This window comes from Oceanicaulis sp. (assembly GCF_965249665.1).
Classification (GTDB): domain Bacteria; phylum Pseudomonadota; class Alphaproteobacteria; order Caulobacterales; family Maricaulaceae; genus Oceanicaulis.
In genome coordinates this window covers 643,969-668,577 of record NZ_OZ252247.1, presented here as the reverse complement: position 1 = coordinate 668,577, position 24,609 = coordinate 643,969, and the positions used below count along the sequence as shown (strand labels likewise).

28 protein-coding genes are annotated in these 24,609 nt (G+C 63.6%); 20 read left to right on the top strand and 8 right to left on the bottom strand.

Annotated elements, in window-relative coordinates; genetic code table 11:
* Window positions 1–20 precede the first annotated feature (20 nt).
* The 13 genes from ACP154_RS03275 to ACP154_RS03215 are packed head-to-tail and all read left to right on the top strand — an operon-like array spanning window position 21 to window position 11,682.
* The gene (locus ACP154_RS03275; protein WP_421856853.1) at window positions 21–869 is read left to right on the top strand and encodes a type II secretion system protein N; all 849 of its coding nucleotides are present in this window, start codon (window positions 21–23) and stop codon (window positions 867–869) included.
* Window positions 870–907: 38 nt separating this feature from the next.
* Window positions 908–2,887, top strand: coding sequence for a type II secretion system secretin GspD (gene gspD / locus ACP154_RS03270; protein WP_107713592.1), 1,980 nt, complete (start codon window positions 908–910; stop codon window positions 2,885–2,887).
* A 3-nt stretch (window positions 2,888–2,890) separates the two neighbouring features.
* Window positions 2,891–4,375, top strand: coding sequence for a type II secretion system ATPase GspE (gene gspE / locus ACP154_RS03265; RefSeq protein WP_421856856.1), 1,485 nt, complete (start codon window positions 2,891–2,893; stop codon window positions 4,373–4,375).
* The gene (locus tag ACP154_RS03260) at window positions 4,362–5,582 is read left to right on the top strand and encodes a type II secretion system F family protein (RefSeq protein ID WP_421856859.1); all 1,221 of its coding nucleotides are present in this window, start codon (window positions 4,362–4,364) and stop codon (window positions 5,580–5,582) included. The genes gspE and ACP154_RS03260 overlap by 14 nt, the downstream gene beginning before the upstream one ends.
* 24 nt (window positions 5,583–5,606) lie before the next feature.
* Window positions 5,607–6,068 (top strand): type II secretion system major pseudopilin GspG, encoded by a 462-nt coding sequence (gene gspG, locus ACP154_RS03255; RefSeq protein WP_107711643.1) that lies wholly within the window; start codon window positions 5,607–5,609, stop codon window positions 6,066–6,068.
* Entirely contained in the window at window positions 6,068–6,613 is a 546-nt protein-coding gene (locus ACP154_RS03250; protein ID WP_421856863.1) for a GspH/FimT family pseudopilin, read from the top strand. The genes gspG and ACP154_RS03250 overlap by 1 nt, the downstream gene beginning before the upstream one ends.
* Window positions 6,610–6,978, top strand: a complete 369-nt coding sequence (gene gspI / locus ACP154_RS03245) for a type II secretion system minor pseudopilin GspI (RefSeq protein ID WP_421856866.1) — start codon at window positions 6,610–6,612, stop codon at window positions 6,976–6,978. Before ACP154_RS03250 ends, gspI begins: the two co-directional genes overlap by 4 nt.
* The gene (gene gspJ / locus ACP154_RS03240) at window positions 6,975–7,640 is read left to right on the top strand and encodes a type II secretion system minor pseudopilin GspJ (protein ID WP_421856869.1); all 666 of its coding nucleotides are present in this window, start codon (window positions 6,975–6,977) and stop codon (window positions 7,638–7,640) included. The genes gspI and gspJ overlap by 4 nt, the downstream gene beginning before the upstream one ends.
* The gene (gspK, locus tag ACP154_RS03235; protein ID WP_421856872.1) at window positions 7,637–8,656 is read left to right on the top strand and encodes a type II secretion system minor pseudopilin GspK; all 1,020 of its coding nucleotides are present in this window, start codon (window positions 7,637–7,639) and stop codon (window positions 8,654–8,656) included. The genes gspJ and gspK overlap by 4 nt, the downstream gene beginning before the upstream one ends.
* Window positions 8,656–9,936 carry a type II secretion system protein GspL gene (gspL, locus tag ACP154_RS03230; protein ID WP_421856875.1) on the top strand — a complete coding sequence of 427 codons (1,281 nt, stop codon included), beginning with the start codon at window positions 8,656–8,658 and terminating at the stop codon, window positions 9,934–9,936. The genes gspK and gspL overlap by 1 nt, the downstream gene beginning before the upstream one ends.
* A complete protein-coding gene (gspM, locus tag ACP154_RS03225) occupies window positions 9,933–10,439 on the top strand; it encodes a type II secretion system protein GspM (RefSeq protein ID WP_421856878.1) in 507 nt (168 codons plus the stop codon). The genes gspL and gspM overlap by 4 nt, the downstream gene beginning before the upstream one ends.
* The gene (gene gspN, locus ACP154_RS03220) at window positions 10,436–11,179 is read left to right on the top strand and encodes a type II secretion system protein N (RefSeq protein WP_421856881.1); all 744 of its coding nucleotides are present in this window, start codon (window positions 10,436–10,438) and stop codon (window positions 11,177–11,179) included. Before gspM ends, gspN begins: the two co-directional genes overlap by 4 nt.
* Before the next feature lie 2 nt (window positions 11,180–11,181).
* Window positions 11,182–11,682, top strand: coding sequence for a hypothetical protein (locus ACP154_RS03215; RefSeq protein WP_421856884.1), 501 nt, complete (start codon window positions 11,182–11,184; stop codon window positions 11,680–11,682).
* Here the strand turns inward: ACP154_RS03215 and ACP154_RS03210 are convergent.
* A complete protein-coding gene (locus ACP154_RS03210) occupies window positions 11,679–12,167 on the bottom strand; it encodes a prepilin peptidase (RefSeq protein ID WP_107711634.1) in 489 nt (162 codons plus the stop codon). The two genes, ACP154_RS03215 and ACP154_RS03210, sit on opposite strands and share 4 nt — an antisense overlap.
* A 48-nt stretch (window positions 12,168–12,215) precedes the next feature.
* Complete coding sequence (locus tag ACP154_RS03205) at window positions 12,216–13,364, bottom strand: hypothetical protein (protein ID WP_421856887.1); 1,149 nt, start codon at window positions 13,362–13,364, stop codon at window positions 12,216–12,218.
* Between the two features lie 95 nt (window positions 13,365–13,459).
* Here ACP154_RS03205 and soxR point away from each other — a divergent pair, with 95 nt between their 5' ends.
* Window positions 13,460–13,906: a redox-sensitive transcriptional activator SoxR gene (gene soxR, locus ACP154_RS03200; protein WP_421856890.1), complete on the top strand. Its 447-nt coding sequence runs from the start codon at window positions 13,460–13,462 to the stop codon at window positions 13,904–13,906.
* A 36-nt stretch (window positions 13,907–13,942) separates the two neighbouring features.
* Here the strand turns inward: soxR and ACP154_RS03195 are convergent, their stop codons facing one another.
* The gene (locus ACP154_RS03195) at window positions 13,943–14,209 is read right to left on the bottom strand and encodes a hypothetical protein (RefSeq protein WP_421856893.1); all 267 of its coding nucleotides are present in this window, start codon (window positions 14,207–14,209) and stop codon (window positions 13,943–13,945) included.
* A gap of 215 nt (window positions 14,210–14,424) precedes the next feature.
* On the opposite strand from ACP154_RS03195, the gene ACP154_RS03190 reads away from it, so the two are divergent.
* Window positions 14,425–15,597, top strand: coding sequence for a CaiB/BaiF CoA transferase family protein (locus ACP154_RS03190; protein ID WP_421856895.1), 1,173 nt, complete (start codon window positions 14,425–14,427; stop codon window positions 15,595–15,597).
* A 1-nt stretch (window position 15,598) separates the two neighbouring features.
* Here the strand turns inward: ACP154_RS03190 and ACP154_RS03185 are convergent, their stop codons facing one another.
* Window positions 15,599–16,351 carry a GntR family transcriptional regulator gene (locus ACP154_RS03185; RefSeq protein ID WP_107711629.1) on the bottom strand — a complete coding sequence of 251 codons (753 nt, stop codon included), beginning with the start codon at window positions 16,349–16,351 and terminating at the stop codon, window positions 15,599–15,601.
* A gap of 89 nt (window positions 16,352–16,440) precedes the next feature.
* Window positions 16,441–17,223, bottom strand: a complete 783-nt coding sequence (locus tag ACP154_RS03180) for an enoyl-CoA hydratase/isomerase family protein (protein ID WP_421856899.1) — start codon at window positions 17,221–17,223, stop codon at window positions 16,441–16,443.
* 187 nt (window positions 17,224–17,410) lie between these two features.
* Here ACP154_RS03180 and ACP154_RS03175 point away from each other — a divergent pair, with 187 nt between their 5' ends.
* Complete coding sequence (locus ACP154_RS03175) at window positions 17,411–17,626, top strand: hypothetical protein (protein ID WP_133724054.1); 216 nt, start codon at window positions 17,411–17,413, stop codon at window positions 17,624–17,626.
* A gap of 81 nt (window positions 17,627–17,707) precedes the next feature.
* Here the strand turns inward: ACP154_RS03175 and ACP154_RS03170 are convergent, their stop codons facing one another.
* Complete coding sequence (locus tag ACP154_RS03170; RefSeq protein WP_421856902.1) at window positions 17,708–18,895, bottom strand: acyl-CoA dehydrogenase; 1,188 nt, start codon at window positions 18,893–18,895, stop codon at window positions 17,708–17,710.
* 263 nt (window positions 18,896–19,158) lie between these two features.
* Between ACP154_RS03170 and ACP154_RS03165 the strand changes: the two genes are divergently transcribed.
* Genes ACP154_RS03165 through ACP154_RS03155 form a run of 3 tightly spaced genes read left to right on the top strand, consistent with a single transcriptional unit; the run spans window position 19,159 to window position 21,487 of the window.
* Entirely contained in the window at window positions 19,159–19,602 is a 444-nt protein-coding gene (locus tag ACP154_RS03165) for a thioredoxin family protein (RefSeq protein ID WP_421856905.1), read from the top strand.
* Entirely contained in the window at window positions 19,599–20,672 is a 1,074-nt protein-coding gene (locus tag ACP154_RS03160) for an NAD(P)/FAD-dependent oxidoreductase (RefSeq protein WP_421856908.1), read from the top strand. Before ACP154_RS03165 ends, ACP154_RS03160 begins: the two co-directional genes overlap by 4 nt.
* A complete protein-coding gene (locus ACP154_RS03155) occupies window positions 20,672–21,487 on the top strand; it encodes a PhzF family phenazine biosynthesis protein (RefSeq protein WP_421856914.1) in 816 nt (271 codons plus the stop codon). The genes ACP154_RS03160 and ACP154_RS03155 overlap by 1 nt, the downstream gene beginning before the upstream one ends.
* A 6-nt stretch (window positions 21,488–21,493) precedes the next feature.
* Here the strand turns inward: ACP154_RS03155 and ACP154_RS03150 are convergent, their stop codons facing one another.
* Window positions 21,494–22,045: a hypothetical protein gene (locus tag ACP154_RS03150; RefSeq protein WP_133724049.1), complete on the bottom strand. Its 552-nt coding sequence runs from the start codon at window positions 22,043–22,045 to the stop codon at window positions 21,494–21,496.
* 165 nt (window positions 22,046–22,210) lie between these two features.
* Here ACP154_RS03150 and ACP154_RS03145 point away from each other — a divergent pair, with 165 nt between their 5' ends.
* Entirely contained in the window at window positions 22,211–23,509 is a 1,299-nt protein-coding gene (locus ACP154_RS03145; protein WP_421856917.1) for a trypsin-like serine peptidase, read from the top strand.
* Window positions 23,510–23,515: 6 nt separating this feature from the next.
* On the opposite strand, the gene ACP154_RS03140 is transcribed toward ACP154_RS03145, so the two are convergent.
* Window positions 23,516–24,529: a DUF481 domain-containing protein gene (locus ACP154_RS03140; protein WP_421856920.1), complete on the bottom strand. Its 1,014-nt coding sequence runs from the start codon at window positions 24,527–24,529 to the stop codon at window positions 23,516–23,518.
* Window positions 24,530–24,609 lie beyond the last annotated feature (80 nt).

The following is a 24,609-nucleotide window of genomic DNA, read 5'->3' as shown; positions in this document are numbered from 1 at the left end:
GCAGAGGCCTGACCGCACAGATGCTTACCGCGCACGCCAGCAAAACCGCAGCCCGCAGACCCGAGGCGATCTCGGCTCTGGCGATGCTGCGTCATGGTGTGGAGGCTGCGCTGGTCATCGTGATCGCATTGATCGTATCGCAGGCGATCTGGTTCGGACTTTATGGCTCTGACGCCTTGAGCGCGGATGTCAGCCCCTCGGGCGGCTCAGCCCGATCAGCTGCTTCAGCGCCGCAATCCATCGGCGATCTGAGCGGCGTATTCGCCACGCTCGCCCAGAACGCGGCGCCGGTCGCTCCGGAAAGCCGGCTTGGTTTCACTTTGCGCGGTGTGCGCGTCGGCGCGACGCCTGGTGAGGGATCCGCCATCATCGACATTCCTGGCGAAGGTCAGCTGCGGGTCGCTGCGGGCGAAACCCTGAGCGCGAACATCGTGCTGGAGGAAGTCCATGCCGACCGGGTGGTGATCAGTCGGCGGGGCGTTCTGGAAAGCCTGTTTCTGACCGATGCGGGCCGCCGCCGCGCCCAGTCTGGCGCAGCGCCTGAGGCCGCCGTGTCGCCCGCTCAGACCGAGGGCGTCAGTGTTCAGATGAGTGAACGGCACATGGCGCGGGGCTGGCTGTCGGGGCTCAGCCTTGAGCCCGATTATGAGAATGGCGCCGTACGCGGATTGCGCGTCAGCGGCGACGCCGGTCAGCTCGCAAATCTGGGGCTTGAACCTGGCGATGTGGTTATGAGTTTGAACGCAGCGCCGCTCACCAGCGAGGCAGAGGCTGTGCGCGCTTTCGCGCTGTTGGAATCCGCCGATATGGCGGTGGTGCGCCTTTGGCGCGACGGCGAAGACATCACTGTGGAAACGTCGCTGCGTTAGCGGCGCTCTAGGGGAAGCCAAGCATCATGCAGGCGATCATGACATCATTTTCCGGCATCGCGACAGCGATGGTTCTCGCGTTTGCGGCCCTGGCGCCGGCTTACGGGCAACCCTCCGGGCAGACCCTGAATTTCCGTGAGGCCGAGATCGGCGCGGTGATCGACGATATGGCCCTGATGACCGGCTATACCTTCGTCGTTGATCCCGAAGTGCGCGGCCGGGTCTCCATCGTCTCGCAGACGCCGCTGACCGCTGATGAAGCCTTTCAGGTGTTTCTCTCGACCTTGCGGGTGAACGGATACACCGCACTGCCGATGGCGCCGGGCGTCTACCAGATCGTCCCCGAAACTGAAGGTGTGCGCATGGGCGCGCCTTTGGCCGCTTCGGGCTCTGACTCTGTCATACTCAGCTCTGTGCACCGCTTGCAAAACACTGCGGCGCTGGACGCAGTGCGCGCGATCGCGCCGATGCTCAGCCAGTATGGCGCGGCCAACTCGATCGCTTCGGGCAATCTGGTGGTCATCGTGGATTTCGCCTCCAATGTGCGCGCCATTGAAGCGGCGCTGCGTGAAGCGGACCGTGACACCTCTACAGTTGAAATGCTGACGCTGGAGAACATTCCCGCTGAGGAGATGGCAGGGATTATCGGGCGCCTGCAAGTGCGCGCTCAGGGTTCCGAAGCGGATGCGCCCACCAATGTGACTTTGGCGGCGGTGCCGTCCTCGAACGCCTTGCTGTTGCGCGGCGAGCCTGCGGCGGTGGGCGAGATGGTCTCGCTGGTGCGCCGCATTGATGCGGTCAGCGCGTCCAACCAGACCTTCCGCGTCGTGGCGCTCAACCATGCGCGCGGTGACGAACTTCTGCCGATCCTCGAGCAGTTCACCGAAACCATGAACGCGTCCGAGACCGGCGGACGTCCTGTTTCCATCGCGCACCATCCTGCGACCAACGCCATCATCATGAACGCCGATCCGGACGTGCTGCGCGATCTTGAGCAGGTGATCCGCCGCCTTGATGTGCGTCGTCCCCAGGTTCAGGTGGAAGCGATCGTTGTGGAGATTTCAGACCAGACCGCGCGCGATCTGGGCGTTCAGTTCTTGCTGGCGGGGGATGGCGATGACGCCACGCCCTTCGCCTATACGCGGTATGGCTCGACCCGGCAGCCCGACCTTCTGGCGCTGACAGGCGCGCTTCTCACGGGCGGCTTGTCATCGGACGGCGACGACACGACCAGCAGCACGGATGTCAACTTGCGTAATCTGGCGCTGTCCTCGCTTGTGAACGCCCGCGGCGGCGCCTTCGGATTTGGCGGTGAGCTCAATGATGGCTCGCTCTTTGGTGTTATCGTCAATGCGCTCGATACGGATTCAGATTCCAATGTCCTGTCCAAACCCCAGCTGATGGTGCTCGATAACGAGGAAGCCAATCTGATGGTGGGCCAGGAAATTCCGATCACCACGGGCGAGACCCTGGGCTCGAACAATTCCAATCCATTCCGCCAGATCGAGCGCGAAAGCGTCGGCGTGCAGCTTTTTGTCCGTCCCCAGATCAATGACGGCAACGCCATCCGTCTTCAGATCCGTCAGGAAGTCTCCTCGGTGGCGGGGCCTGTCAGCGCCGATTTCGTTGAGCTGATCACCAATCAGCGCAAGATCGAGACGACGGTGCTGGCCGATGATGGCGAAATCATCGTGCTGGGCGGCCTGATCGAGACCGATGACCAGGAAGCGGAAAGCGGCGTGCCGGGGCTGAGCCGTATTCCCGGCGCCGGGCGTCTGTTCCGCAATGACAGCCGGTCCACCACGCGCCGCAATCTGATGGTCTTCATCCGCCCCACAATTGTGCGGGACGCCGCCAGCATGCGCGACGTCACCCGCACAAGCTATGATTATGCGGTTGGCCAGCAGCGTGACGCGACGGGCGGCGAATCCAGTCTTGAATCCATTGTCGATATGATGATGGGCGGCGGCGATCCTTTCGCCCGTCCGTTGCCGAACGCGGATGCGGGGCAGGAGTAAGTCTTGAAGCCTCTGAATTACGGGTTTGCGCGCGAGCGCGGCGTGGCGCTCCAGACCGGGGACGCCCCGGTTTTCCTGCTGCGAGAGGATTTTGATCCGATCGCGCTGTTGGAAGCGCGCCGGGCGGCGGGCTCTGCGCTTGAGATGCGCACCCTGGACGCGCGCGCCTTTGATCGCGCGCTGTCAGAAATCTACGCCTTTGACGGCCTGGCGCATTCCATGTCCGACACGGCCGAGGATGCGGCGGGCGAGAGCCTGTCTGACATCATCAATGACATCCCCAAGACCGCAGACCTGCTCGACAGCGCGTCTGACGCGCCAATCATTCGCCTGATCAACGGACTGATCGCCGAGGCCGTACGGTCAGGCGCGTCGGACGTGCATGTGGAGCCGTTTGAAGACCGGGTGTCGGTGCGGCTTCGCGTCGACGGTGTCCTGCGCGAAATGGTCTCGCTGAGCGGACGTCTGGCGCCTCCCCTGACCAGCCGGATCAAGGTAATGGCGCGGCTCGATATCGCTGAAAAACGCGTACCTCAGGACGGACGCCTGACATTGACGCTGGCGGGCAAGGGCGTGGATGTGCGCGTCTCGACCCTGCCGTCTCGCTATGGCGAACGGGTGGTGCTGCGCCTTCTGGACAAGGAGAGCGCGCGCTTCACCCTCGATCAGTTGGGCATGTCCCCGGCCCAGCTCAGCGATTTCCAGGCCGTGTTGGCTCAACCCAATGGCGTGGTGCTGGTGACCGGCCCCACGGGGGCGGGCAAGACGACGACGCTCTATGCCGGGCTCAATCTTCTCAATGATCAGACCCGCAATATTCTCACCGTGGAAGATCCGGTGGAGTATGCCGTGGAGGGCGTGGGCCAGACCCAGGTCAACACCAAGGTCGGCATGACCTTCGCAGCCGGGCTGCGCGCCATACTGCGCCAGGACCCCGATGTGGTGATGGTGGGCGAGATCCGCGATGTGGAGACCGCCGAGATCGCGGTGCAAGCCTCGCTCACCGGTCACCTTGTTCTGTCGACCGTACACACCAATTCTGCGGCCGCCGCGGTGACGCGCCTGCGCGATATGGGGGTTGAGAGCTATTTGCTGGCCACCACGATCAAGGCGGTGGTGGCCCAGCGTCTGGTGCGCCGGTTGTGCCCGTCCTGCAAGGAGGCTTATGAGCCCGACGCGGGCGAGCGCCGCATGATGGAGCTTGGCGAGGACGAGCGTGCGCTGCTCTATCGGCCCAAAGGCTGTGACGCTTGCGGCGGCTCGGGCTTTTCCGGACGCCGGGGTGTTTATGAGCTTCTGGTTGTGGATGAGAGTATCGCCTCCATGATCCACGAGGATGCGCGCGAAAACGAGATTGCGCGCCAGGCCTTCAAATCCCGCCATACGCTGTGGCGGTCCGGCGTTGAGCTGGCCAAGGCCGGTGAGACCAGCTTGGCCGAAGTGATGCGGGTGTGTCGCGAGGATGGCGAGCGCGATGGCGGCGTTTGAGTACGAAGCCCTGGACGCAGCGGGCAAGCGCACCAAAGGCCTGTTGTCCGCGGACTCAGAAACCGCCGCGCGCAAGGAATTGCGCCGCCGGCGGCTGGCGCCGCTGTCGGTCGCTCGCGCCAGTGATCGCTCAGAGAGCGGCGTTCTTAAAACCCTCATCAAGCCCAAAGGCTTGTCTGAAGAGGATCTGACGGGCGTCACCCGCCAGCTCGCCACCTTGATCGACGCCGGCATGCCGATTGAAGAAGCGGTGGGGCTGGTTGGCGGTCAGGCGGACAAGGCGCAGGTGGAGCGCGTGCTGATGGGCGTGCGCGAGAAGGTCACCGAAGGCGAACGCCTGTCAGAGGCCATGGCCGCCTATCCTGACAGCTTCCCCGGTGTTTATCGCGCCATGGTGGCCGCGGGCGAGGGCGCGGGCGGTCTGGGCCGCGTGCTCGACCGGCTGGCGGAGTATCTGGAAAAAGCGGGCGCGCTGAAGCGGCGGGTCGGCGCAGCGCTGATCTATCCCAGTGTCCTGGGCGCGGTGGCGCTTTTGGTGGTGTGCGTGCTTCTTGTGGCCATCGTGCCCAAGATCGCCGAGCAGTTTGACACCATGAACATGACCTTGCCGTTGCTGACGCGGGTCATGATCAGCCTGTCCAATGGCTTGCAGGCAAGCTGGCCGGTCCTGCTGGTTCTTCTTCTGGGGGGCGGGCTGGCATATGCGGTCGCGATCCGCCGCAAGCCTGTAAAGCGCGCGGTGCAAAGCACGCAGCTAGGGCTGCCGGGGCTGGGCGGGTTTGCTCGCAAGGTCGAGGCGGCCCGGTTTGCGCGCACCATGGCGATCTTGATCAATGCCGGTGCGGTGCTGCCGGAGGCTTTGCGCGCCGCGCGCCTGGCATCTGACAACCTGCCGTTTCAGGATATGATGAGCAGCGTGATCGACAAGGTCGAGACCGGCAAGGGGCTCGCCGATGCGCTGCGTCAGGCGCGCTGGTTCCCACCGCTCATGGTCTACATGGTCGCCGCCGGGGAGCGTTCAGGTCGTCTTGCGGAGATGTTTGAGCGCGCCGCCGAGCATATGGAAGCGGATGTGGACGGCGCCATCACGGTGGGTTTGAGCCTTCTGGAGCCGGGCATCATCATCGCCATGGCCGTGGTGGTAGTCGGGATCGTGTTATCGATCCTGTTGCCAATCCTGCAGTTGAACACCGCCGCGCTGGGATAGCGCGGCCAGCAAGGAGACTGAGAGATGCTGCTCACCGATCATGACGCGCGCCGTCTCGACGATGACGAAGCCGGGCTGAGCCTCGTGGAGGTGATGGTTGTGGTGGTGATCATCGGGCTTCTGGCCACGATCATCACCATGAATGTCCTGCCCATGCTGGGCCAGGCGAATTCCTCGACCGCCGCCACCCAGATCAGCCAGCTTGAGCAGGCGCTGGAGACGTATCGTCTGCGTATGGGGCGTTATCCCGGTACGGACGAAGGGCTGGAGGCGCTGGTGACCCCGCCCTCTGATGCGCGTCTGGCGACCCGGTTTCCTGAAGGCGGTTTCATCAACAACCTGCCGACTGACCCCTGGGGGAATGATTTTCTGTATCTCCACCCCGGCGAACATGGCCGCTTTGACGTCTGGACCTATGGCGCGGACGGTCGTGAAGGCGGTGAGGGCGAGGACGCCGATATCGGCAACTGGACTGAAGAGTCGTAGTGAACCCGACTGCGCCCCGATCCTGTCAGGCGGGCGTCTCGTTGATCGAGACGCTGGCGGCGCTGGCGATCATCGCGCTGGTGACAGGCGTGGCCGTGGTGATGCTGCGCCCTGAAGATGCGCCCGAACAGATTGAGGGCGAAGCGCTGGTGCGTGCCCTTCATGAAGCGCGTCAGGATGCGCTGGTGACGGGGCGGCATGTGGGGTTTGCAGCGCGGCCTGACGGTCGCGGTTATCAGTTCTTCCAGTTCGAGGACGGCCTCTGGCGCGTGCGAACGGACCATCCGGCCTTTGACGCGCATCGTTTTTCTGACCCTGATCTGGTGTTGTCGGTGCAAGCTGGCGCGATCGCAAGGCGGGAGGAGTCCGGTCTGTCCAGCGGCGCTCCTGACATTCCCGCGCCTGAGGTCTGGTTTGATCCGACGGGTTTTGATCAACCCTTCGCTTATGAATTGCGCAGCGCGCAGGGCGTGCGCCGCGTTACGCGGGACGGGCAGGGGCATTTGAGCCTTCTCAACCCCGACACGTCGGAGACGGCGTCATGACCGCGCGTCTGCAAGCCGGATTCTCGCTGATCGAAATGCTGGCGGCGCTGACCATTCTGGCGCTGGCGGGCGTGGCGTTGATGAATGCGCTGACCATGTCCACGCGCTCCGCCGCCCTGGCGCGGGAGATGACCCTGGCGCAGATCGCGGCGCAGAACCTTATCAGTGAACAGATCCTCGACACGGATCCCGGCCAGATGCGCGAGCGTAGCGGCGAGTATGCGTTGGCCGGGCGCAATTTCGCCTGGAGTCTAGAGATTGAAGCCACCGGCCAGCCTGATCTCGTCCGCCTGCGCCTGGTGGTGTCCGACCCTGAAACCGAGGCGGTCTACCAAGCGCTTGAAACGCTGCGGAGGACGTCATGACCGGGCGTTCTGAAGCGGGGTTTTCACTGGTCGAAGTGCTGGCCGCTGTGATGGTCTTCGCTCTGATCAGCGCGATCAGCGTCGGGCTTCTGACCACGTCTTTACGGGCGAAGGAAACGTCTGAAGCCGTGCTGTCTGATCTGGCGGCGGTGCAGCGCATTCATGCCCTGATGGCCGAGGATGTCGGTCAGATGGTGATGCGCACGGCGCGCGATGAGGACGGGCTGACCGATCCGCGCCTGTTCGCGCTGGATGTAGAAGGCGCGGATCCGCTGGCGCCGGCGCGTGAGGGCGAGGCGCGGGAAATTCTGGTGCTGACGCGGACAGGCTGGGCCAATCCGGGCGGTGTGCAGCCGCGCTCGGGGCTTCAGCGCGTGGCATGGATCTATGACGGCGACCAGCTGTGGCGTGAAGCGGGCGCTTATCCGGATCAGGCGCGCGGCGCAGCCCCGGTCCGCCAGCTGATCGCGTCAGGCGTTTCCGATTTGCGTCTCTCAGCGCTGATGGGCGCGGTGTGGACCGATATCGTCCAGGTCCGGCCTGTCCCCAATAGCGAGGGGAGCAGCCAGGCTCCACGCGCGCTGCGTCTGTCCTATACGCAGGCCGAACTGGGTCCGATGGAGCATGTTGTCCTGTCGCCCACAGCGGAGCGGGGCGCATGAGCACGCAGCGGGCAGACCAAAGCGCTGAGCGCGGCACGGCGCTGATCGCCGCTTTGTTGCTGGTCGCGTTGATGGCGGCGGTCGCAGTGCAGCTGATGGATGTAACGCGTTTTGCGGCCTTCAGAACTGCTCAGATCGACCAGCGCACCCAGGCACTTTGGATGGCGCGCGGCGCACGCGAGCTGGCCGAAGCGGCCTTTTTGAACGCGGGCGAGCCTGGCCGCGCCATCATGCGCCCGGATGAGGCGTGGCTTGCAGGGCCTGTGGTGTTTCCGCTCGAGACCGGCCAGGTGGTCGGGCAGGTGTTTGATCGCAACAATTGTCTGAACATCAATGCTTTGGTGCGGCCTGAAACCTCGGGCGAAGACCCGTTAGAGACAGAGGCCGCGCAGCTGGAAACCGACCATTTGCGACAGGGCTTCTTGCGTCTGTCTGCTGAACTCGGCGTCAGGCCGGGCGAGGCCGAAAGCGTGCTCGCCCAGATCATAGACTGGATGGATATAGATGGCTCCACCGAGCCGGGCGGCGCGGAAGATCGCGCCTATGCCGCGTTCACGCCCCCTTATCGAGCGGCCAATCAGCGCTTCATCGAGCTCGAAGAGCTACGCGCCCTGCCGGTGATGACGCCAGAGCTTTATGCGCTCTACCAACCTTATCTGTGCGTCTTGCCGATTTCTGAGCAGCCGCCGCTCAACATCAACACCGTCTCGCTGGAGCGCGCTGTGCTATTGGCGGTGCTGCTGGATGAAAACCTGACCCCGGGCGATGCCGAGACGGTCCTGTTCCGTCGCCCGCCCGCCGGGTATGAGAGCCTGGAAGAAGTCTGGGCTGATCCCCTGATCGCCTCGCTTGAGCTGAGCGATGAGGCGAAGACGCGGCTGGGCTTGCGCAGCCAATGGTTTCGGATGGAGGTGAGCGTGCGTCTCGCCGATACGCAATTTCAACTTGAGCAGCTGGCCGAGCTGCGCGACAGCAATGATCTGCGCCGCCGCAGCCAGCGCTTTGGAGCCTTTTGATGACTGACGTGCTGATCCTTCAGCCGCCCCGCGCCAGTGCGCAGCAGACCGGTCTTCGCTGGAGCGTGATCCGATCGGGCGCGGTGATCGCTGAAGGCGATCTGTCGCCGGGCGAGGTGCTGGAGCCTCCCCAGACGGTGCAAATCGACCATGCCATCGTGCTGCTGCCCGCTGAAGACGTGTTTGTGCGCCGACTGCCGGTGCCGGGCCAGTCTGAACGCGATGCGCGCCGGGCGGCGCCGTTCCTGATCGAGGATCATCTCGCGCAATCACTTGAAGATGTGCACGTCGCTTTGGGGCCGGTGGGCGCTGATGGCGCGCGTTTGCTGACGGCGGTGGATCGCACCACGCTGAAGGCATGGCGCGAAATGCTGGCGGGCGTTCTGGTCAAACCGGTGTATGCGCTGAGCGACGCGCTGGCGCTCAAGGGCCAAGACGCGGACCTGACGGTGGTGAGCTATGGCGATCACATCGTCTTCAAGACGCGGACGGGCGATCTGGCCGGGGGCGAAGGCGCACAGGCGCGCGATCTGGACGCGGCGTTGTCTGATCCGGTGTGCGGCGCCATCGAGCCGCACATGTTGGCTCCGGTCCTGTCAGGACTTGGGCGCCGCCTGAGTCCGCGCCGTGTTCTGATCAGTCCTGATCTGGACCTCGCCGCTGTGGCGCAGGGCGACGCATCTGTCTCCGCCACGCGCCTTGAGGCGCCGGATCTGCGCCTCGAGGCGGCCGAGCTGACCCTCTCGCAGCTGGAATCCTTGCCGCGCGTTCTGGGCGATGAGTTCGCTACGAGCCTTGATTGGGCGGGGCTGCTCAAACCCTGGCGCTGGGCGGCCGGCCTGGCGCTGACCGCTTTGATGAGCGCAACTGCTCTGATGGCGGTGCAGGCGGCGTATCTCGATGACCGCGCGGACCGCTATGAGGCAGCGCAGGCTGAGGCGTTTCGCACGCTGTTTCCCGATGCTCGGATCGTCAATGTCCCGGTCCAGATGCGTCAGGCGCTCAATACGATGCGTGGCGGCGCCGAGGGCGGGACCGGGTTTCTGCCGCTGGCGTCCGCGCTGGCGGATATGATGCGGGATGTCGACGATGTGCGGGTGGATTCAGTGCGCTATGACGCCAGCCGCGGCGAGTTGTCGGTGAGCGCGCTCTATTCCGGCTTTGGCGATTTCGAGCGTTTGCGCAGCGCGGCTGAAGCGCGCGGAGTGGTGCTGGAAGATGGCGGCGCGCGCCAGAGTGCGGCGGGCGTATCGGCTGAATTTACGGTGAGGCTGCCATGAGCGGACAAAATGTTTTGACGCCGGTGCGGCGGGCCTTTCTGGCGCGAACCGTGCGTGAGCAGATCTTGCTGGCGGGCCTTGCGGCCTTGCTGGCGCTGACCGTGATCTGGTTTGGTGTTCTGGGACCGGTGATCAGCTGGCGCTCTGATGCTTTGCGAGCCTTCTCCCGCTCCGCGGAGGGCTATGAAACCTTGCTGGTCCAGATTGAGGAGTATCGCGCGCTGGCCGCTGAGGTCACAGCGCCGGAGGATCAAGAGCCCTTGCGCACTCTGGCTGATCGCACGGCGCGTGAGCGCGCTTTGGCGATCAGCCGTGTCCAACCTCTGGAAGACGGTCGTCTGGGCGTCTGGTTGGAACAGGCGGACGCTAACGCTGTATTGGCCTGGCTGGACTCGCTGGCGCGCGAGCAGGGCGTGGTGGTGGAGCGGATCAGCCTTGATCGTGAAGCCGATGAACGGGTGCGGGCGCAATTGACGCTGCGCCGTGTGAGCGAGGCGACATGATGCGCGTTATCCTGAGTGTGCTGTTCGTCATCGCCTTGATCGCCGGGCTCGTGATCTTTGCGCCGGCGCGTCTGGTCTATGACGCGCTTGTCCCCTCCGGCGTGCAGGCCGGATTGGTGCAAGGCACAGTCTGGAACGGACACGCGCTTCGGGTGCGCCGTGGCGATCTGGAGCTTCAGCGGGTGCAGACCACGCTCGAACCGGGCTCGCTGCTTTCGGGACGCATGCGCGTGCAGACCGAGATTCTCGACCCGCGCGTTCAGCTTCGTGCTGTCATCGGCGTGGGCTCAAACAGGATCGACGTTCAGGGCGCTGAAGGCGTGGTCGCCCTGTCCGCTTGGCCGGGCCTCGCCGCCATCCCAGCTTTGAGCCTGGCTGGTGATGCTGCTGTTCAGCTGGACGGGGTGGACGTCAGTCTTGATCAGGATGGGCGATGCCTGTCGGCTGAGGGCGCGATGATGAGCCCGGCGCTCGCCGATCTGGGCGTGCGCTATGATGTGGACCTGCCGATCATCGACATGATGCTGTCTTGCGTCGGCGAGCATGTTGCGCTCACTCTGACCGGGACGGGACCGACGCTGGATCTTGACGGCAGGATCGTGCTGAGCGCGCCCCGGCCGTCTTATCGCCTTCGGGCGACGGCGCATGACCCGTCGGCGGGGCCAGTGCTGTCATTGCTGGGACTTCAGGCTCAGGGCGCGGATTGGGTCGCCGAGAGCGGCGCGATGGAAGAGGGATGAGCATGCGGTGGATTCTTGCAGGATTGAGCGCGCTGGCGGTGAGCGCTTGCACCTCGACCGCCCTCCAGCCCGGCCCGGCGTCTGCATCGGCCCAGAGCGCGCCGGAGCACGTGACCAGCCTGCCGCCGCAATCGCTGCCGGACGGGGCGTGCGGCGTCTTCCTGTTTGGCGTGAGCGAGCGTCATCCGTTTGTTGTGTTTGAAAACGAACGTGAAAGACGCGCCCTGATCGTTCATGACGGCGCAGTGCATACGTTGGACGTAACAGCTCAATCGGGCGCCTTCGTGATGGGGCAAAGCTTCTCCCGGATCTATGCGGCCTCCTCCAGCGACCAGACTTTCAGACTGAACGGTGAGGTGGCCGAGGAGACCGGATCCGGGCCGAGACTGACCAATGTCTTGTTGCGGGTGCGCGAGAGCGATGGCTCCGAAACGGTGCGGCCTTTGGGCGGCGTCTATTCGTGTCGCCAAGGCGCAGATCGTCTCTCGGCGTCGAGGCTTTAGAACCCGGCGGGACCTGACAGGCCGCTGCGCTGCAATAGCCAGACAAGGGCGATCCCGAAGGCCAGAAACGGGCCAAAGGCGATCATGCTGTCGGCGGTCACGCGCTTGCGCAGAACGAGCTTCAAGGCGAGCGCGTACAATAGCGCCGCCAGGCTTGAAAACAGCAAAACCGCCGGCAGGGCCAATGCGCCGCACCATGTGCCTGCGGCGGCGAACAGCTTGGCGTCGCCCCGGCCGAGCCCGGCCCGCCCCCTCAAGCGCTCATAACTTTTCTCGATCAGCACCAGGGCGGAATACCCGGCGATTCCTCCCAGAGCATGCAGCCAGACCGGGGCGCCCAGCAGCGCCGCCGCGATCACCCCGCCCGCGATCAGCGGCAAGGTGATCCGGTCAGGCAGAATGAACCGCCGGGCGTCGATCACCGACAAGGCGATCAAGGCGCCCAGCAGGCTCAAGGTCAGAAGAGGGCTGAGGACAGCGGACATATCGCCTTATCCCCTTCTGACGCGGTTTCGCCAAGTCAGGGCGGCAGGTCAGTGTGTGTTCGGCGCGGGCAGAACCGCGAACGCCTGGGCGATCACGTCCAGAAACACTGGGTTATGCGTGCGCTTATACGCGTCCAGCACGGCCTCGGTCAGCTTGATCATGTGATCATCGCCATGCTGGGCGGCGCGTCTGGCGGGGTCGCCGGGCGGCAGGGCCTTGCGGGGGGCTTCGCTCTGCAGCGCTAGCGGCGTGAAGGCCGCTTTCAACGCTGCGCCATGTTCGAAGGCCCTGAACAGAAGCTGTCGGCCTACGGCGTCAGGAACGATCTGTGACAGGGTTCGAGCGGCGGCCGTTCCGGTTACCGCATGAGTGAAGACAATGACGGTGTAGGGCGTGCGCGCCAGCGATAAAAACACAGACGCCATCACGGCCATGAGCGCGTCAAAGCGGGCGTCCAGATCGCCGGAGAGGTCCACAAGGCTCACGTCTTCGGCGAAACCTGGCGCGTGCACCAGTTGAGCGTATCCGGCGGTGATCGCGCCCTCGCCAGGGGCCTTGTCAGCGCTCAATGGCGTGATCGCGTTCAGTGCCGCCTGAAAGTCCAGAACGCCTTGATTGGGCAAGACGTCCACAGGCAAGGGGCTATATCGGCTCGCCCAACCCGCCAGTGCATTGGCAAGGGCGCGCAAGCGCTGGGGCGTCGCGTCAGATTGCAAAGCGCGGGCCGCGTGCGCGGTTTGGAGCAGACCATGGGCAGCCGAGCTTGAGAAGCCGAACACCAACCGGTTGACCCAGATCGCGACGACTTCCCGCCAGGGATCGGTCTCAAGGGCGTTCTGAAAATAGGCGCGCCAGTCGGCGTAGCGGCCGGGGGCGGCGATCAGGGCGCGCCAGTTGTCGGGATTGAGGGGGCTGGTCTCAGCGTCCACGGGGGTGAAACTGTCCGCTTCGCGCTCGAGCCACGCCAGCGCTTCGCGCCCTTGCCCCATGGCGCTCAAGGCTTCCACCACCATGGGGGCGTGATTGTAATAGCCGTTGGTGAGCGCTGGTGAGATGCGGTCCAGCTGCGCAAGAGCAGAGTCATGCTGGCGATAATCGGGGCGGGTTTTCAGCGCGCTTCCGGCGGCTTGGGACAGGGCGCGATCTGCGTGCCAGCTGCGCGCTTGCGGTTGAGGGCAATCAAGGGCGGCGGTCATGGGCAACTCCAACAATCAAACGGGTGATGTTGGCAATCGTAATTTCTCAAGTTAACTTGAGGTCAAGGTTTTTAAAATCAAGGAAAAACAATCTGATGGCGCGGCGTCAAAAACTTCTCACCATTGGAGAACTGTCTGCGCGGACCGGCGTGGCCGTTTCCGCCATCCGCTATTACGCCGATGGCGGGCTGGTGTACGCCTATCGCACCAATGCAGGTCAGAGAAGGTTTGCGCGCGCTGATATCCGCCGCGTCTCCTTCATTCTGATTGCGCAGAAATTGGGGCTCAGTCTTGAAGAGATCCGCAGCACGCTCGAGCAGCTCCCCGATGGGCGGACGCCGAACAAGGCCGACTGGGCGCGTATTTCAAAGGGGATCAAGGCGCGTGTGGATGCGCGCATGGCGGAGCTGGAGCGGATCCGGTCGCGGCTTGACGGTTGTATCGGCTGCGGGTGCCTGTCTCTGGAGACCTGCCAGCTTTACAACCCTGATGACATGATGGGCAAACAGGGCAGCGGTCCCAGGCGCTTGCTGGCGGACTGACCCTGCGTCGGACAGGGCCAGCCGCACCCTTGCGTCTTAAAGCGGATAGTCGCGCTCGGGATCGACACCGGCCGATTCCAGAAATTTGCGCATCTGACGCACTTCATCCTTGGGCAGGGAATGGGAGGCGTGATGAAAATTGGCCGTATGCCCGCCCAGAGTGACGGCGAATTTTGCGCCGGACCGCTCGCTGATCTCAGCGCCGAGATCAATCAGCACATGCTGCACATCGGCAGGGGACAGATTGGCCGGTTCAGGGTGAGCGAACAGGGCGTGCAGGGTTTTGCGGTGTTTGTGGTTCATCTCGGTCTCCTCCCGGTGATTGGGTCCATACCCACATTGGCAGGCGGGAATTAGGAGGGGAATGCGACCTCGTGTCCATCTGCAGCGGATCGTGAAGTCCTTGTTTGTGCTTGTGGTTTTGAGGCTGTTCACGCTAAAGTCGCAGACGTGCTTGGCCAGTTTCTGTCTTTCCGTTAACATTTTCGGGAAAAGGAAAGTGAGACTGTGGGTTCCCCATGCATCAGCCTTTGAGCGGTCTTCGAATTTTAACCCTCGAACAATACGGCGCAGGGCCTTACGGCACCCAGTTGCTGGCCTCTCTGGGCGCCGACGTGATCAAGATCGAAAACCCGTCCGTCGGTGGTGACAGTGCGCGCTTGGCGGGCCCGTATTTTCTGGGCGATCATGACAGCGAGTTCTTTCAGACCTTCAACCGGGGCAAACGCTCCATGGCGCTCGATCTCAAAGATCGCGGCGATCGCAGGATTTTTGACCGGCTGGTGATGAGCGCGGACGCTTGCGCCAATAATCTGCGCGGGGACCAGCCCGCCGAATTGAAAGTGGATTACGCCCATCTCAGCGCAGTGAAGCCGGACATCGTCTGTGCGCACCTGTCCGCCTATGGCCGTCAGGGCGAGCGCAAGCACTGGCCGGGATATGACTATCTGATGCAGGCCGAGGCGGGCTTGATGGCGATGACCGGAGAGCCTGACACGCCGCCCACGCGCTTTGGCATGTCGATGATTGACTATATGGGCGGCACGATGATGGCGCTGGGACTGGTGTCGGCGGTGCTGGGCGCCAAGCGTACGGGTCAGGGCTGTGATGTGGACGTGTCGCTGTTTGACGCGGCCCTCCACCAGCTTTCCTATTCGGCCACATGGTTTCTCAACGAGGGCAAATGCGCCGAGCGCCTTGAACGCTCCGCCCATCCCTCCGTCGCACCCAGCCAGCTGTTTCGCACTGCGGATGGCTGGATCTTTGTGATGTGCCAGCTTCCCAAATTCTGGGGTGCGTTCTGCACGGCGGTGGGGCGACCGGACCTTCTGGATAATCCTTGCTATGCTGATATGGCGGCGCGCCGGGCGAACCGGGTGAAGCTGCAAGAGGAGCTGGACGCGTTCTTGTCGACGCGGACGACAGCGGAGTGGATGACGGTGCTGGGCGGCGTAGCGCCGGTGGCCCCCGTCAACTCCATGGCGTGCGCGTTATCCTCGCCCCAGGCGCGACACATGATCGAGACCGTGCCGCATCCCGACAAGCCTGACGGGCTGAAAATGATCCGCGACCCTTTCCGGATCAACGGCGCACCGACGCTGACGCGCCGCGCGCCCAAGCTGGGCGAGGATACTCAAGCCATTCTCGATGAAATGCTGTCAGAAACCCATGAGGACAGGGCGGCGGAATAGGCTAGTCCACTTCGCGCTGCATGGTCATTTCATAGGTGAAGCGGTCCGCCGGGTGCACGGTGTCTGAGAGCGCGATGATGCGCCCGCCCTTGTCATAATAGCGCCGCATGGTGCGCAACACGGCGGTCCCCGCTTCAGCATCAAGCGCTTCGGCTTCGGTATCGGTCAAAAGCCCGCCCGAAATGGTTTGTTCGATCCGGGCGGTGGGGGCGCCGCGTTCGGTCGCCATCCATTCGGTGACGCCGCCATTGAGCTCGACGAACACGTCCACCGGCGGCGCCAGATCGGATCGGATATACATGTCGGTCAGGGCGAGCGGCGCGCGATCGGGCTGACCGCGCAGGCCATGCACATGCAGATAATCGCCGCCGGGCGCCACACCAAAGGCGCGCGCGACCGCCGGGTCCAGCGGGCCGGTACGCTGACGGATCGGTTTCAGACGTGCTGCGCGCGTGTACTGCATCAAATCATCCACGCTGCCCAGCCGCTGGGCGAAGCCTGCGCGCGCTTCGGAGGCGACGACCACGGTGCCGGCGCCGCGGCGGCGCGCGATCAGACCGGCCTCCGCCAACAAACGCAGCGCTTCACGCACGGTATGACGCGATACGCCATATTGCTCAGTGAGAGCGTGCTCGGTGGGTAAAAGCTCGCCGACCGCCGGATGACCGGATGCAATCCCGGATCGAAGGGTTTCCGCCAGCGTCATATAGCGCGGCGCACTGGAAATCGGTTCTACGCCTGAATGATCGGACACAGGATTCTCCCGCCTGAAAGACGCCGCTAACATAGTCGCTGCATCCAGGAATGCGAGGCGCGCCTGCATGGTGCAGGGCAACACGAGGATCAGGGTTTGGGGAAATCAGGATGCCGTTTGTCCAGGAAGGCCCTGTAGCCTTCCTGAAAATGTTCGCCGGAAAACGCCTCCAGAAACAGTGCCCGAGTCTGGTCGCAGTCCTGGTCCTGACCGGCCTCGATCCGTGCGATCATCTGTTTGGTGACCTTGGCGGTGTGGCTAGAGGCGCGGGTGATGTGGCTGGCGTAATCCTTGACGGTTTCCTTGAGGATGCCCGATGGCGTAAGCCGGTTGATCAGACCGATCTGCAAAGCGGTCTCCGCATCGATCAGCCGCGCGGTGAACAGCAAATCCTTGGCGGCTGCAGACCCGACCGCGTTCACCAGTCGGCGCGTATCGTTAAAGGGGTAGACCAGTCCCAGCCGAGCCGGGGTGACGCCGAACCGCGCGCCCTGGGCGGCGAAACGCAAATCACAAGCGAGGGCAAGGGCGCAGCCGCCGCCAATACAGGCGCCTTCAATGGATGCGATTGTGGGTTTGGGAAAGCTCGCGAGACCATCCAGGGCTTGGCCGATGGCCCGCGAATAAGCCTCTGCACGTTCTGGCGTAGCGTAGACGTCCTCAAACTCGGAAATGTCCGCGCCTGCCGCAAATGCGCCGCCTTTACCGCGCACAATCAGAATCTGGATGTCGCTGTCAGCTTCGGCTTCCGCCAAGAGTTCCGAAATCTCCCGCCACATCGCTTCAGTTAGAGCATTATGCTTGGCGGGCCGATTGAGCACCAATGACGCGACCGTGTCGTGTCGGGTGAGATAGACCGGTTCATCGTGCATGGTTTTGCCTTGGAACGTCTTGCAAACTGAAGTGTTTCTTGCGTCAGATTATAGTGAATCGTCAAGAAATTAGAGGTGAGACGTAATGTCTCCGGTGCGGAAAAATTGTCCGTGTTCTGTCAAAAAACTTGACACTGGAATTGAAAGGTGACACTTTTGTAACGGTGAGCAATCAATGGAGGTCCACATGTCTCATCTCATTGGTGTGGGTCTGATCGCCGCCTGGTTGGCTTTTGCTGTGTTGGCGCCGCGTTTGGCGTCAGCTGAGGTGACAAGCCTTCTGGCCTTGGTCGGCATGGCGCTGACTTTGGTCGTCCTGTTCGCCACTGGCCGGCTGACACGGCCGGATCCGCTGGCGTTGAACCTGACGGGACGGCGTCCGTACTGGGAAACGCGTTCTTAAGCGCTACTCCTGGAACAGACCCTATAAAAAAACCCCGGCGCTATGGCGCCGGGGTTTTTTGTTGTGATGGTGCGGACCGGATCAGGAAAACGCTTGAAGCCCGGTCATGGCGCGGCCCAGGATCAGGGCGTGCACATCATGGGTGCCCTCATAGGTGTTCACCGTCTCCAGATTAATGGCGTGGCGCAGGATATGGTATTCTTCGGCGATGCCGTTGCCGCCATGGATGTCGCGGGCCTCGCGAGCGATCGCCAGAGCCTTGCCGCAATTATTGCGTTTCATCATGGAAATGGCTTCGGGCGCCCATGCGCCCTGATCGAGCATGCGTCCCAAGGCCAGAGCGCCCTGATAACCCAGGGCGATTTCGGTCTGCATGTCGGCGAGTTTCTTTTGCACCAGCTGGGTGCCGGCGATCGGCTTGCCGAACACCACGCGGTCCATCGCATACGCGCGAGCGGCGTGCAGGCAGAATTCAGCCGCCCCCATGGCGCCCCAGGCGATGCCGTAGCGCGCCTTGTTCAGGCATGAGAACGGGCCGCGCAGGCCTTTGACGTGCGGCAGCAGGTTCTCTTCCGGCACAAGCGCGTCATTAAGCGAGATCGACCCGGTAATGGAGGCGCGCAGGCTCAGCTTGCCGTCGATCTTGGGGCAGTCAAAGCCATCAGTTCCCTTGTCGACGATAAAGCCGCGGATCTCGCCATCGAGTTTGGCCCAGACCACTGCGAGGTCGGAGATCGGTGAATTGGTGATCCACATTTTCGAGCCGTTGAGCACATAGCCGCCATCGACTTTTTTCGCTGTGGTGCGCATGGCGCCGGGATCAGAGCCGCCATCAGGCTCGGTCAGGCCGAAACAGCCCACATATTCGCCGCTGGCGAGCTTGGGTAGGTATTTGTGTTTCTGCTCCTCGGTGCCGAAAGCCTCAATCGGATACATCACGAGGGAGGATTGCACGCTCATCGCCGAGCGATACCCGGAATCAATCGCTTCCACTTCGCGGGCTATCAGGCCGTAGGCGACATGTGACAGGCCTGCGCCGCCGTATTCCTCGGCCACGGTGGCCCCCAGAAGGCCCATCTCGCCCATCTCGGTCATGATGGCGGGATCAAAACTTTCCTCGCGATAGGCGTCGATCACGCGCGGCAACAGCTTCTCGCGGCAATAGCTGCGGGCGCTGTCGGCGATCATGCGCTCGTCTTCGCTCAGCTGCTGCTGAAGATGCAGCGGGTCTTCCCAGGAAAAGCTGAGGCCGGTGTCTTTCGCCGCCATGGGGATATCCTTCTTCGTCTCTTTGAGCCTTATATGGCCCGTCACGGGCCTCAAGGCCAGCGGGGCCGAGGCCTGTTTTCCTTCATGGCCGAGGGTGGTAGCGGAGGGAGCGACCAGCGGGCAAGCGAGGCATAACGTCTTCACTGTGATTTGCAGCGTTTGACACAGGTGTGACCACAGGCGGCGCCGTCTCAATCTGGACCTTTCCACTTGAAGGGCGCAGGTTTGAACACAGTTTTTACGCTGTAGTCCGGAGCGCCCCGATGTACCGCCCAATTTTGCCTGACGCGACTGACATAGCGGATGTGCCGACGCCTTATGGCTCTGCGCCGGACCCCAGGGGCGCGCTCGGAAACGCTGAATACGCAGCCCGGTCCGGCAAGCGCGTACTGGCGGTGTTCGGCGCGGATTGGTGCCCGGATGCGCGCCGCTTCGCCAGCGTGCTCGCTTTGCCGCAGCTGCAGGACTTTCTGAGCGAGCGCTATGAAGTCGTGCTGATCGATGTGGGCCGGTATGACAAGAATATCGATTTGGCGGCCAGCTACGGGCTGGACAAGGTGGAAGGCGCGCCCGCCATTATCGTGGCGGATGGCGATGGCCGCGTCATCAATCCGGGCGGCGCTTATGACTGGCGCACCGCCCGCTCGCGCAGACCGCAGGAGTTTGCGGACTTTCTCGCCGTCTACGCCGAGGCGCCCGCTCCATGACACGCCAGGTGGTGCTGGTCGGCGCGGGGCATGCCCATATGGAGGCGCTGAGGCAGGCGCGCCGTTTCGCCAACGCCGGACTGTCTCTGACCCTGATCGACCCCGGCGCCTTTTGGTATTCCGGCGCTGCGACGGGCGTGTTGTCAGGCGCGCTGGAACCGAACGCCGCTCGCCTGAATCCGTCCGATCTCGAGGGACCGTTTGAGCATGTGCGCCAGCGTGTGCTTGCGGTGGACCCACAAGCGCGGACGGTGACGCTGCAAGACGGCGTACGACGCGCGTATGATGTCTTGTCCCTGAACACGGGCAGCCGCATCGCCGAGACGCCCTTGCTGGCGGCGGGCGCGATCCCGGTCAAACCTGTCAGCGCTCTGGCGGGCTTGCGCGCGACGCTGGAGGCCAATCTCGGTCAGTTGCGACTGGCGGTGGCCGGCGCCGGGGCGACGGGCGTTGAAATCGCCTTGTCCATGGCCAGCTTGCAGCGACGTCTGGGGGCGCGGCCACAAACCTTGCTCGCAGGGCCTGAACTGATGACGGGCTGGCCGGAACGGGCGCGGCGACTGGCGCTCGACGCGATGGCGCGCTGCGGCGTGGAATATGTCCCCCATCGCGTAAAGGATCTGTCGCTGGGCTTGGTGCATTTCGGGCAGCGCAAAGTCGCGCCCGTGGATATTCTCGTAGCCGCAACCGGCCTCAGCGCCAATCTGCCGGAGGGGCTGGGCGCGTCAGAGGCGGGCTTGCCGATCAACACGGATTTGTCCTGGACCGGGGACGAAGCGGTGTTCGCCATTGGCGATTGCGCGTGCATGGTCAAGCATCCCCGGCCCAAGCTGGGCGTATTCGGGGTGCGCGCCGCACCAGTTCTAATCCAGAATCTGATCAACGCCGCGAAGGGGCGACAGGCGCGCCGCCAGTACACGCCCCAATCGCGCTGGCTGTCGATTCTGGATGTCGGCGACGGCACCGGACTGGCGCGCTATGGCGATCTGGCGTTTCAGGGCAAGCCGGCCCTGAAGCTCAAACGCTGGCTCGATGGCCGTTTCCTGCAACGCTACAGGGTGGAGCACTGATGGAATTTCCCTATGCCGAGATGCATGCCTTTCCCGATGGTCACACACCGCACACGGGCAATCCGGCCGGTGTGGTGATGTTGCACCGCGATGTGCCCGATGCAGACCTTCTGGGCGTGGCGCAATCAAACAATTTGTCTGAAACCGCCTATCTGAGGGCCATGGGCGAGAAGGACCAATGGGCGCTGCGCTGGTTCACGCCGGGGCTGGAAGTGGAGCTGTGCGGGCATGCCACGCTCGCCTCGGCCGCCTGGTTGTTTGAAACGGGACGCGTGGTCGGACCCGAGGCGCGCTTTCATACCCTGTCGGGCCTGTTGACAGTGTCCCGACTGGAAGATGGCCGTTATCAGATGGATTTCCCGCAGATCGGCTTTGAACCGGGGCAGGACGACGCCGCAGTGATCGCCGCGATGGGCGCGGATGCGCCCGAGGCCGTCTACGAGATCGAGCGGGTGCATGGCAATCGCTATCAGATGCTGGTCTACGCGGATGAGGCCGTGGTGGTCGGGCTCAACCCGGACATCAAGGCGCTGGCCGCCACGCGCACCAATGTGATCGCCACAGCGCCCGGGCGGGCGTCTGATTTCGTGTCGCGCTTTTTCGGGCCGGCCAGCGGCGTGGATGAGGATCCGGTGACAGGCTCGGCGCATTGCACGCTGGCGCCGTACTGGTTTGACCGTTTGGGACAAACGGCGTTGAAGGCGCGACAGGTCGGCCCGCGCCCGGGCGCACTGGAAGTGCGCGCCGGAGCTGCGGGCCGTGTGTTGCTGGTGGGATCGGCCAAACGGTATCTGGATGGCGTGATCCGGATCTAGCGCGGTCTAGTGGCGGCCGCGTCCGCGGCCACGACCATGATGATCCCAATCCCGGCCTCGGCCCCAGGCATGGTGATCGCGGCCATGACGGCCTCGCACCACGTGGACAGGCACCGGGCCCCAGCGGGTCTCTACAAAGAACTCACCGGAGCGGCGGTCCAGATAGGCGCGGTCGGGACGCAGGCGTTCGCCGGTGCGGCCCTGGCGCAATTCACGGCGGCTGGGGACGTACTCCCACGAACGCGGCGGACAGTCGATGACGCGGCGATCGCGGCGGTCTTCACGACGATCGCGCCAGCCCGTGTCATAGCGACGGTCGCGGCGGTCTTCGCGCAGATCCGGGCAGGTGCGGGCATAAACGACGAAATGACCTTCGGGGCCATTCCAGCGCCCGCCGCGATGATGCGGTTCATACCCGCGGTTGCGGCCATAACCCTGGGCTGTGGCGGTTGAGGCGGTCGAAGCGGTCGCAGTTTCAGCCAAGGCGGCGGAGGGGGCGATTGTAGCGGCCAGTCCCGCGAAGGCGGCGGCCGCAGCAAGTTTGGCGAACAGATGCATGGTGTCTCTCCTTCATCATGGGCCTGGCGGCCTGATGGGAGCACTTTGGGGGATCGCACCTGAACGCGGGCTGGGCTATGCCTTCATGTTCTATTCAACCAGATGAACGATAGTATCTGGCAAAGGCGCAAGGGGGCGCGCCACAGACGTATTGGGGACGACCACATGATCAAATCCGTTCTGGCCGCCGCGGCGAGCTTCATGCTGCTTGTGGGCGGCGCGCAGGCTCAGGAACTCGACTGGCCCCAAGCTCGCGCTGACGCGTTCTCCAGCCGCGATTATCAGCGGCTCTTGCACCAGGTGACCAAGCCGGGCGCCAACCCTGTCGCCGGAGCCAGCGCTGTGCCCGGGGACGACAGCTGCCGCTACGCCAATGACAATGAGTGCGACGAGCCGGGCCTGGGCACGGGCGCGTGTACAGCAGGCACGGACCGGTCTGATTGCTGGCGATTGATGGCGGGGGTCGAGGATGATTCATGCCAATGGGCCAATGACGGCGAGTGCGATGAGCCGGGCTTCGGCACCGGCGCCTGCGTACAGGCCACCGACCGCACCGATTGCGGCCCGCTGATCGAACTGCGCTTTCGCAATGACCAGTGCGACACGGCCTTTAACGGAATCTGTGAGGAGCCCGGCGTCGGCAACGGCGCCTGTGCAGAGCGCTCAGATCGTGCCGACTGCATTGGCCGCGAGCGCCCGATGACCATTCAGGACCATTATTTCGGTAATGATGACAGGGTCTTGATGGATACTGGCGTGTTCCCGTGGAGCGTGGTGGGGTATCTCGACTTTGATGCAGGCGGAACTTGTACGGCAACCCTGATTGGCGAGGATGTGCTGATCACGGCGGCGCATTGCATTTCTGAAAACGGTCGGATCGATGCGTCTGGCGTGTTCCGCACCGGCGAGAACCTGCCCGGCGGCGCACGGACCGCACGGGTGGTCGACTATTTGATGGATGACAACTGGGATGAAGCGGAGTTCAGCGCGGGCGATGCTCTGGATGGCACGGACTGGGCGCTGCTGCGTGTGGACCAGCCGCTGGGCGTGGAGCTGGGCCATGTGGGCTATGAAGCGCTGATCGATGAGCAAGGGGCGCGCGCCGCCTTGCGCGCGCCGATCCGCCAGGCGGGTTATTCGTGGGACACCGGCTCAAACCTGTCAGGCAATCTCGATTGCCGCATCATCGAAGTCTTTGACGACAATACGATGGCGCATAATTGCGACACCACGCGCGGCGATTCCGGCTCGCCCTTCATGACTGAGCGCAATGGCGAATGGCGGATCGTGGCGACGGATTCAAATTTCCGCTCCAACCCCGACGGCCCCTTCATCTATATCGCGGCGCGGTCAGACCGCTGGGCGCCGATGGTTGAGGACTTCGCTGCGGGCCGGATCGGCAATGGCGGATTGCGCGCCCAGGGGCCAGGCAAGCCGGGCAAGCCCGAGCCCATCAAGAAATAGGCGCGCCTAGAATTCCCGGATCAGGGCGAGGTCGGTGCGGCTGTCACCGGCCTCAAACCCGGGTTCGGGGTCAAATTCATAGCGATAGCGATAGCGCACTTCCAGGGACCATAAATCGCCCAGATCCGTGTTCAGACGGAAGAGCTGGTCAGCGCGTGCGCTGTTGGAGGCCAGAAGTCGGGTCTCGGATTCCAGGCGCATGGTGTCGCTAAGTTGCAGCTCCATGTCCGATAACAGGTCGAACGCGCCCTCCAGATAATCGCCATTGTCGACTTCACTGATATAGCGGACGCCTGGCGCGGCCCGCAGCGTCCACTCCATCTTGTCGCCTTGCACCGCGCGATAGCCTGCGCCGACGCCCAGAAATCCGGTCCAGTCAAAGCCTGACACCTGGTCACGCTCCCATTCGGTATTGCTGAACAGGGTCCAGCGCTCGCCCGCTTCGCGTTCTCCGCGGGCTTTGAAAATCAATTCGTCCCGGCCCACATTGTTGTCGACTTCGGAATAGGAATAGGTCGCGCTGGTCTCAAACCCCCAGCCGACAAGCTCGCGTTCCGCCTCCAGCCCGAGTGTGTAGTCCAGGCGCTCTGTGTCTCCGCCGTCAGCGCGCACGCCAAGACGCAGCTTGCCCTTCCACAGTTCAGAGTGTGCTTGTCTGATCAGCTGAACGGCGCTGGCTGGCCCGGCGATCCAGAAGGGGTCTCGCTTGGAGATCAGCGCTGTGTCCATCGCCGCCTCGGTCTCGACGGCGATTGCGACCGGCTCCGGCGCCGGGGTTACGGGCGCCATCGGCAAGCCAAGAATGCGACGTGCGGTCACGCCATGGCGGTGTGAGATGCGCGCGGCCCCCGCGGCAATGCGCTCGGCAGACCGGGTCAGCGCCAGGACGCTCACTGCGTTGGTGAAAATTGCATCGTCGTCTTCGGCCGCCGCCGCCGTCAGCAAAGCCTGGTAAGGCGGCTCAAGCCCCTCCGCCGGTGACAGAGCGAGCGCAGAGGCGGCGAGAGCGGGCAAGATCATTGGCGGGGGACTCCAGACAAGAGCGTAATATCAAACACATCAGACGAAATGTGACAAATCTCCAAGCGTGCAGAATGGCC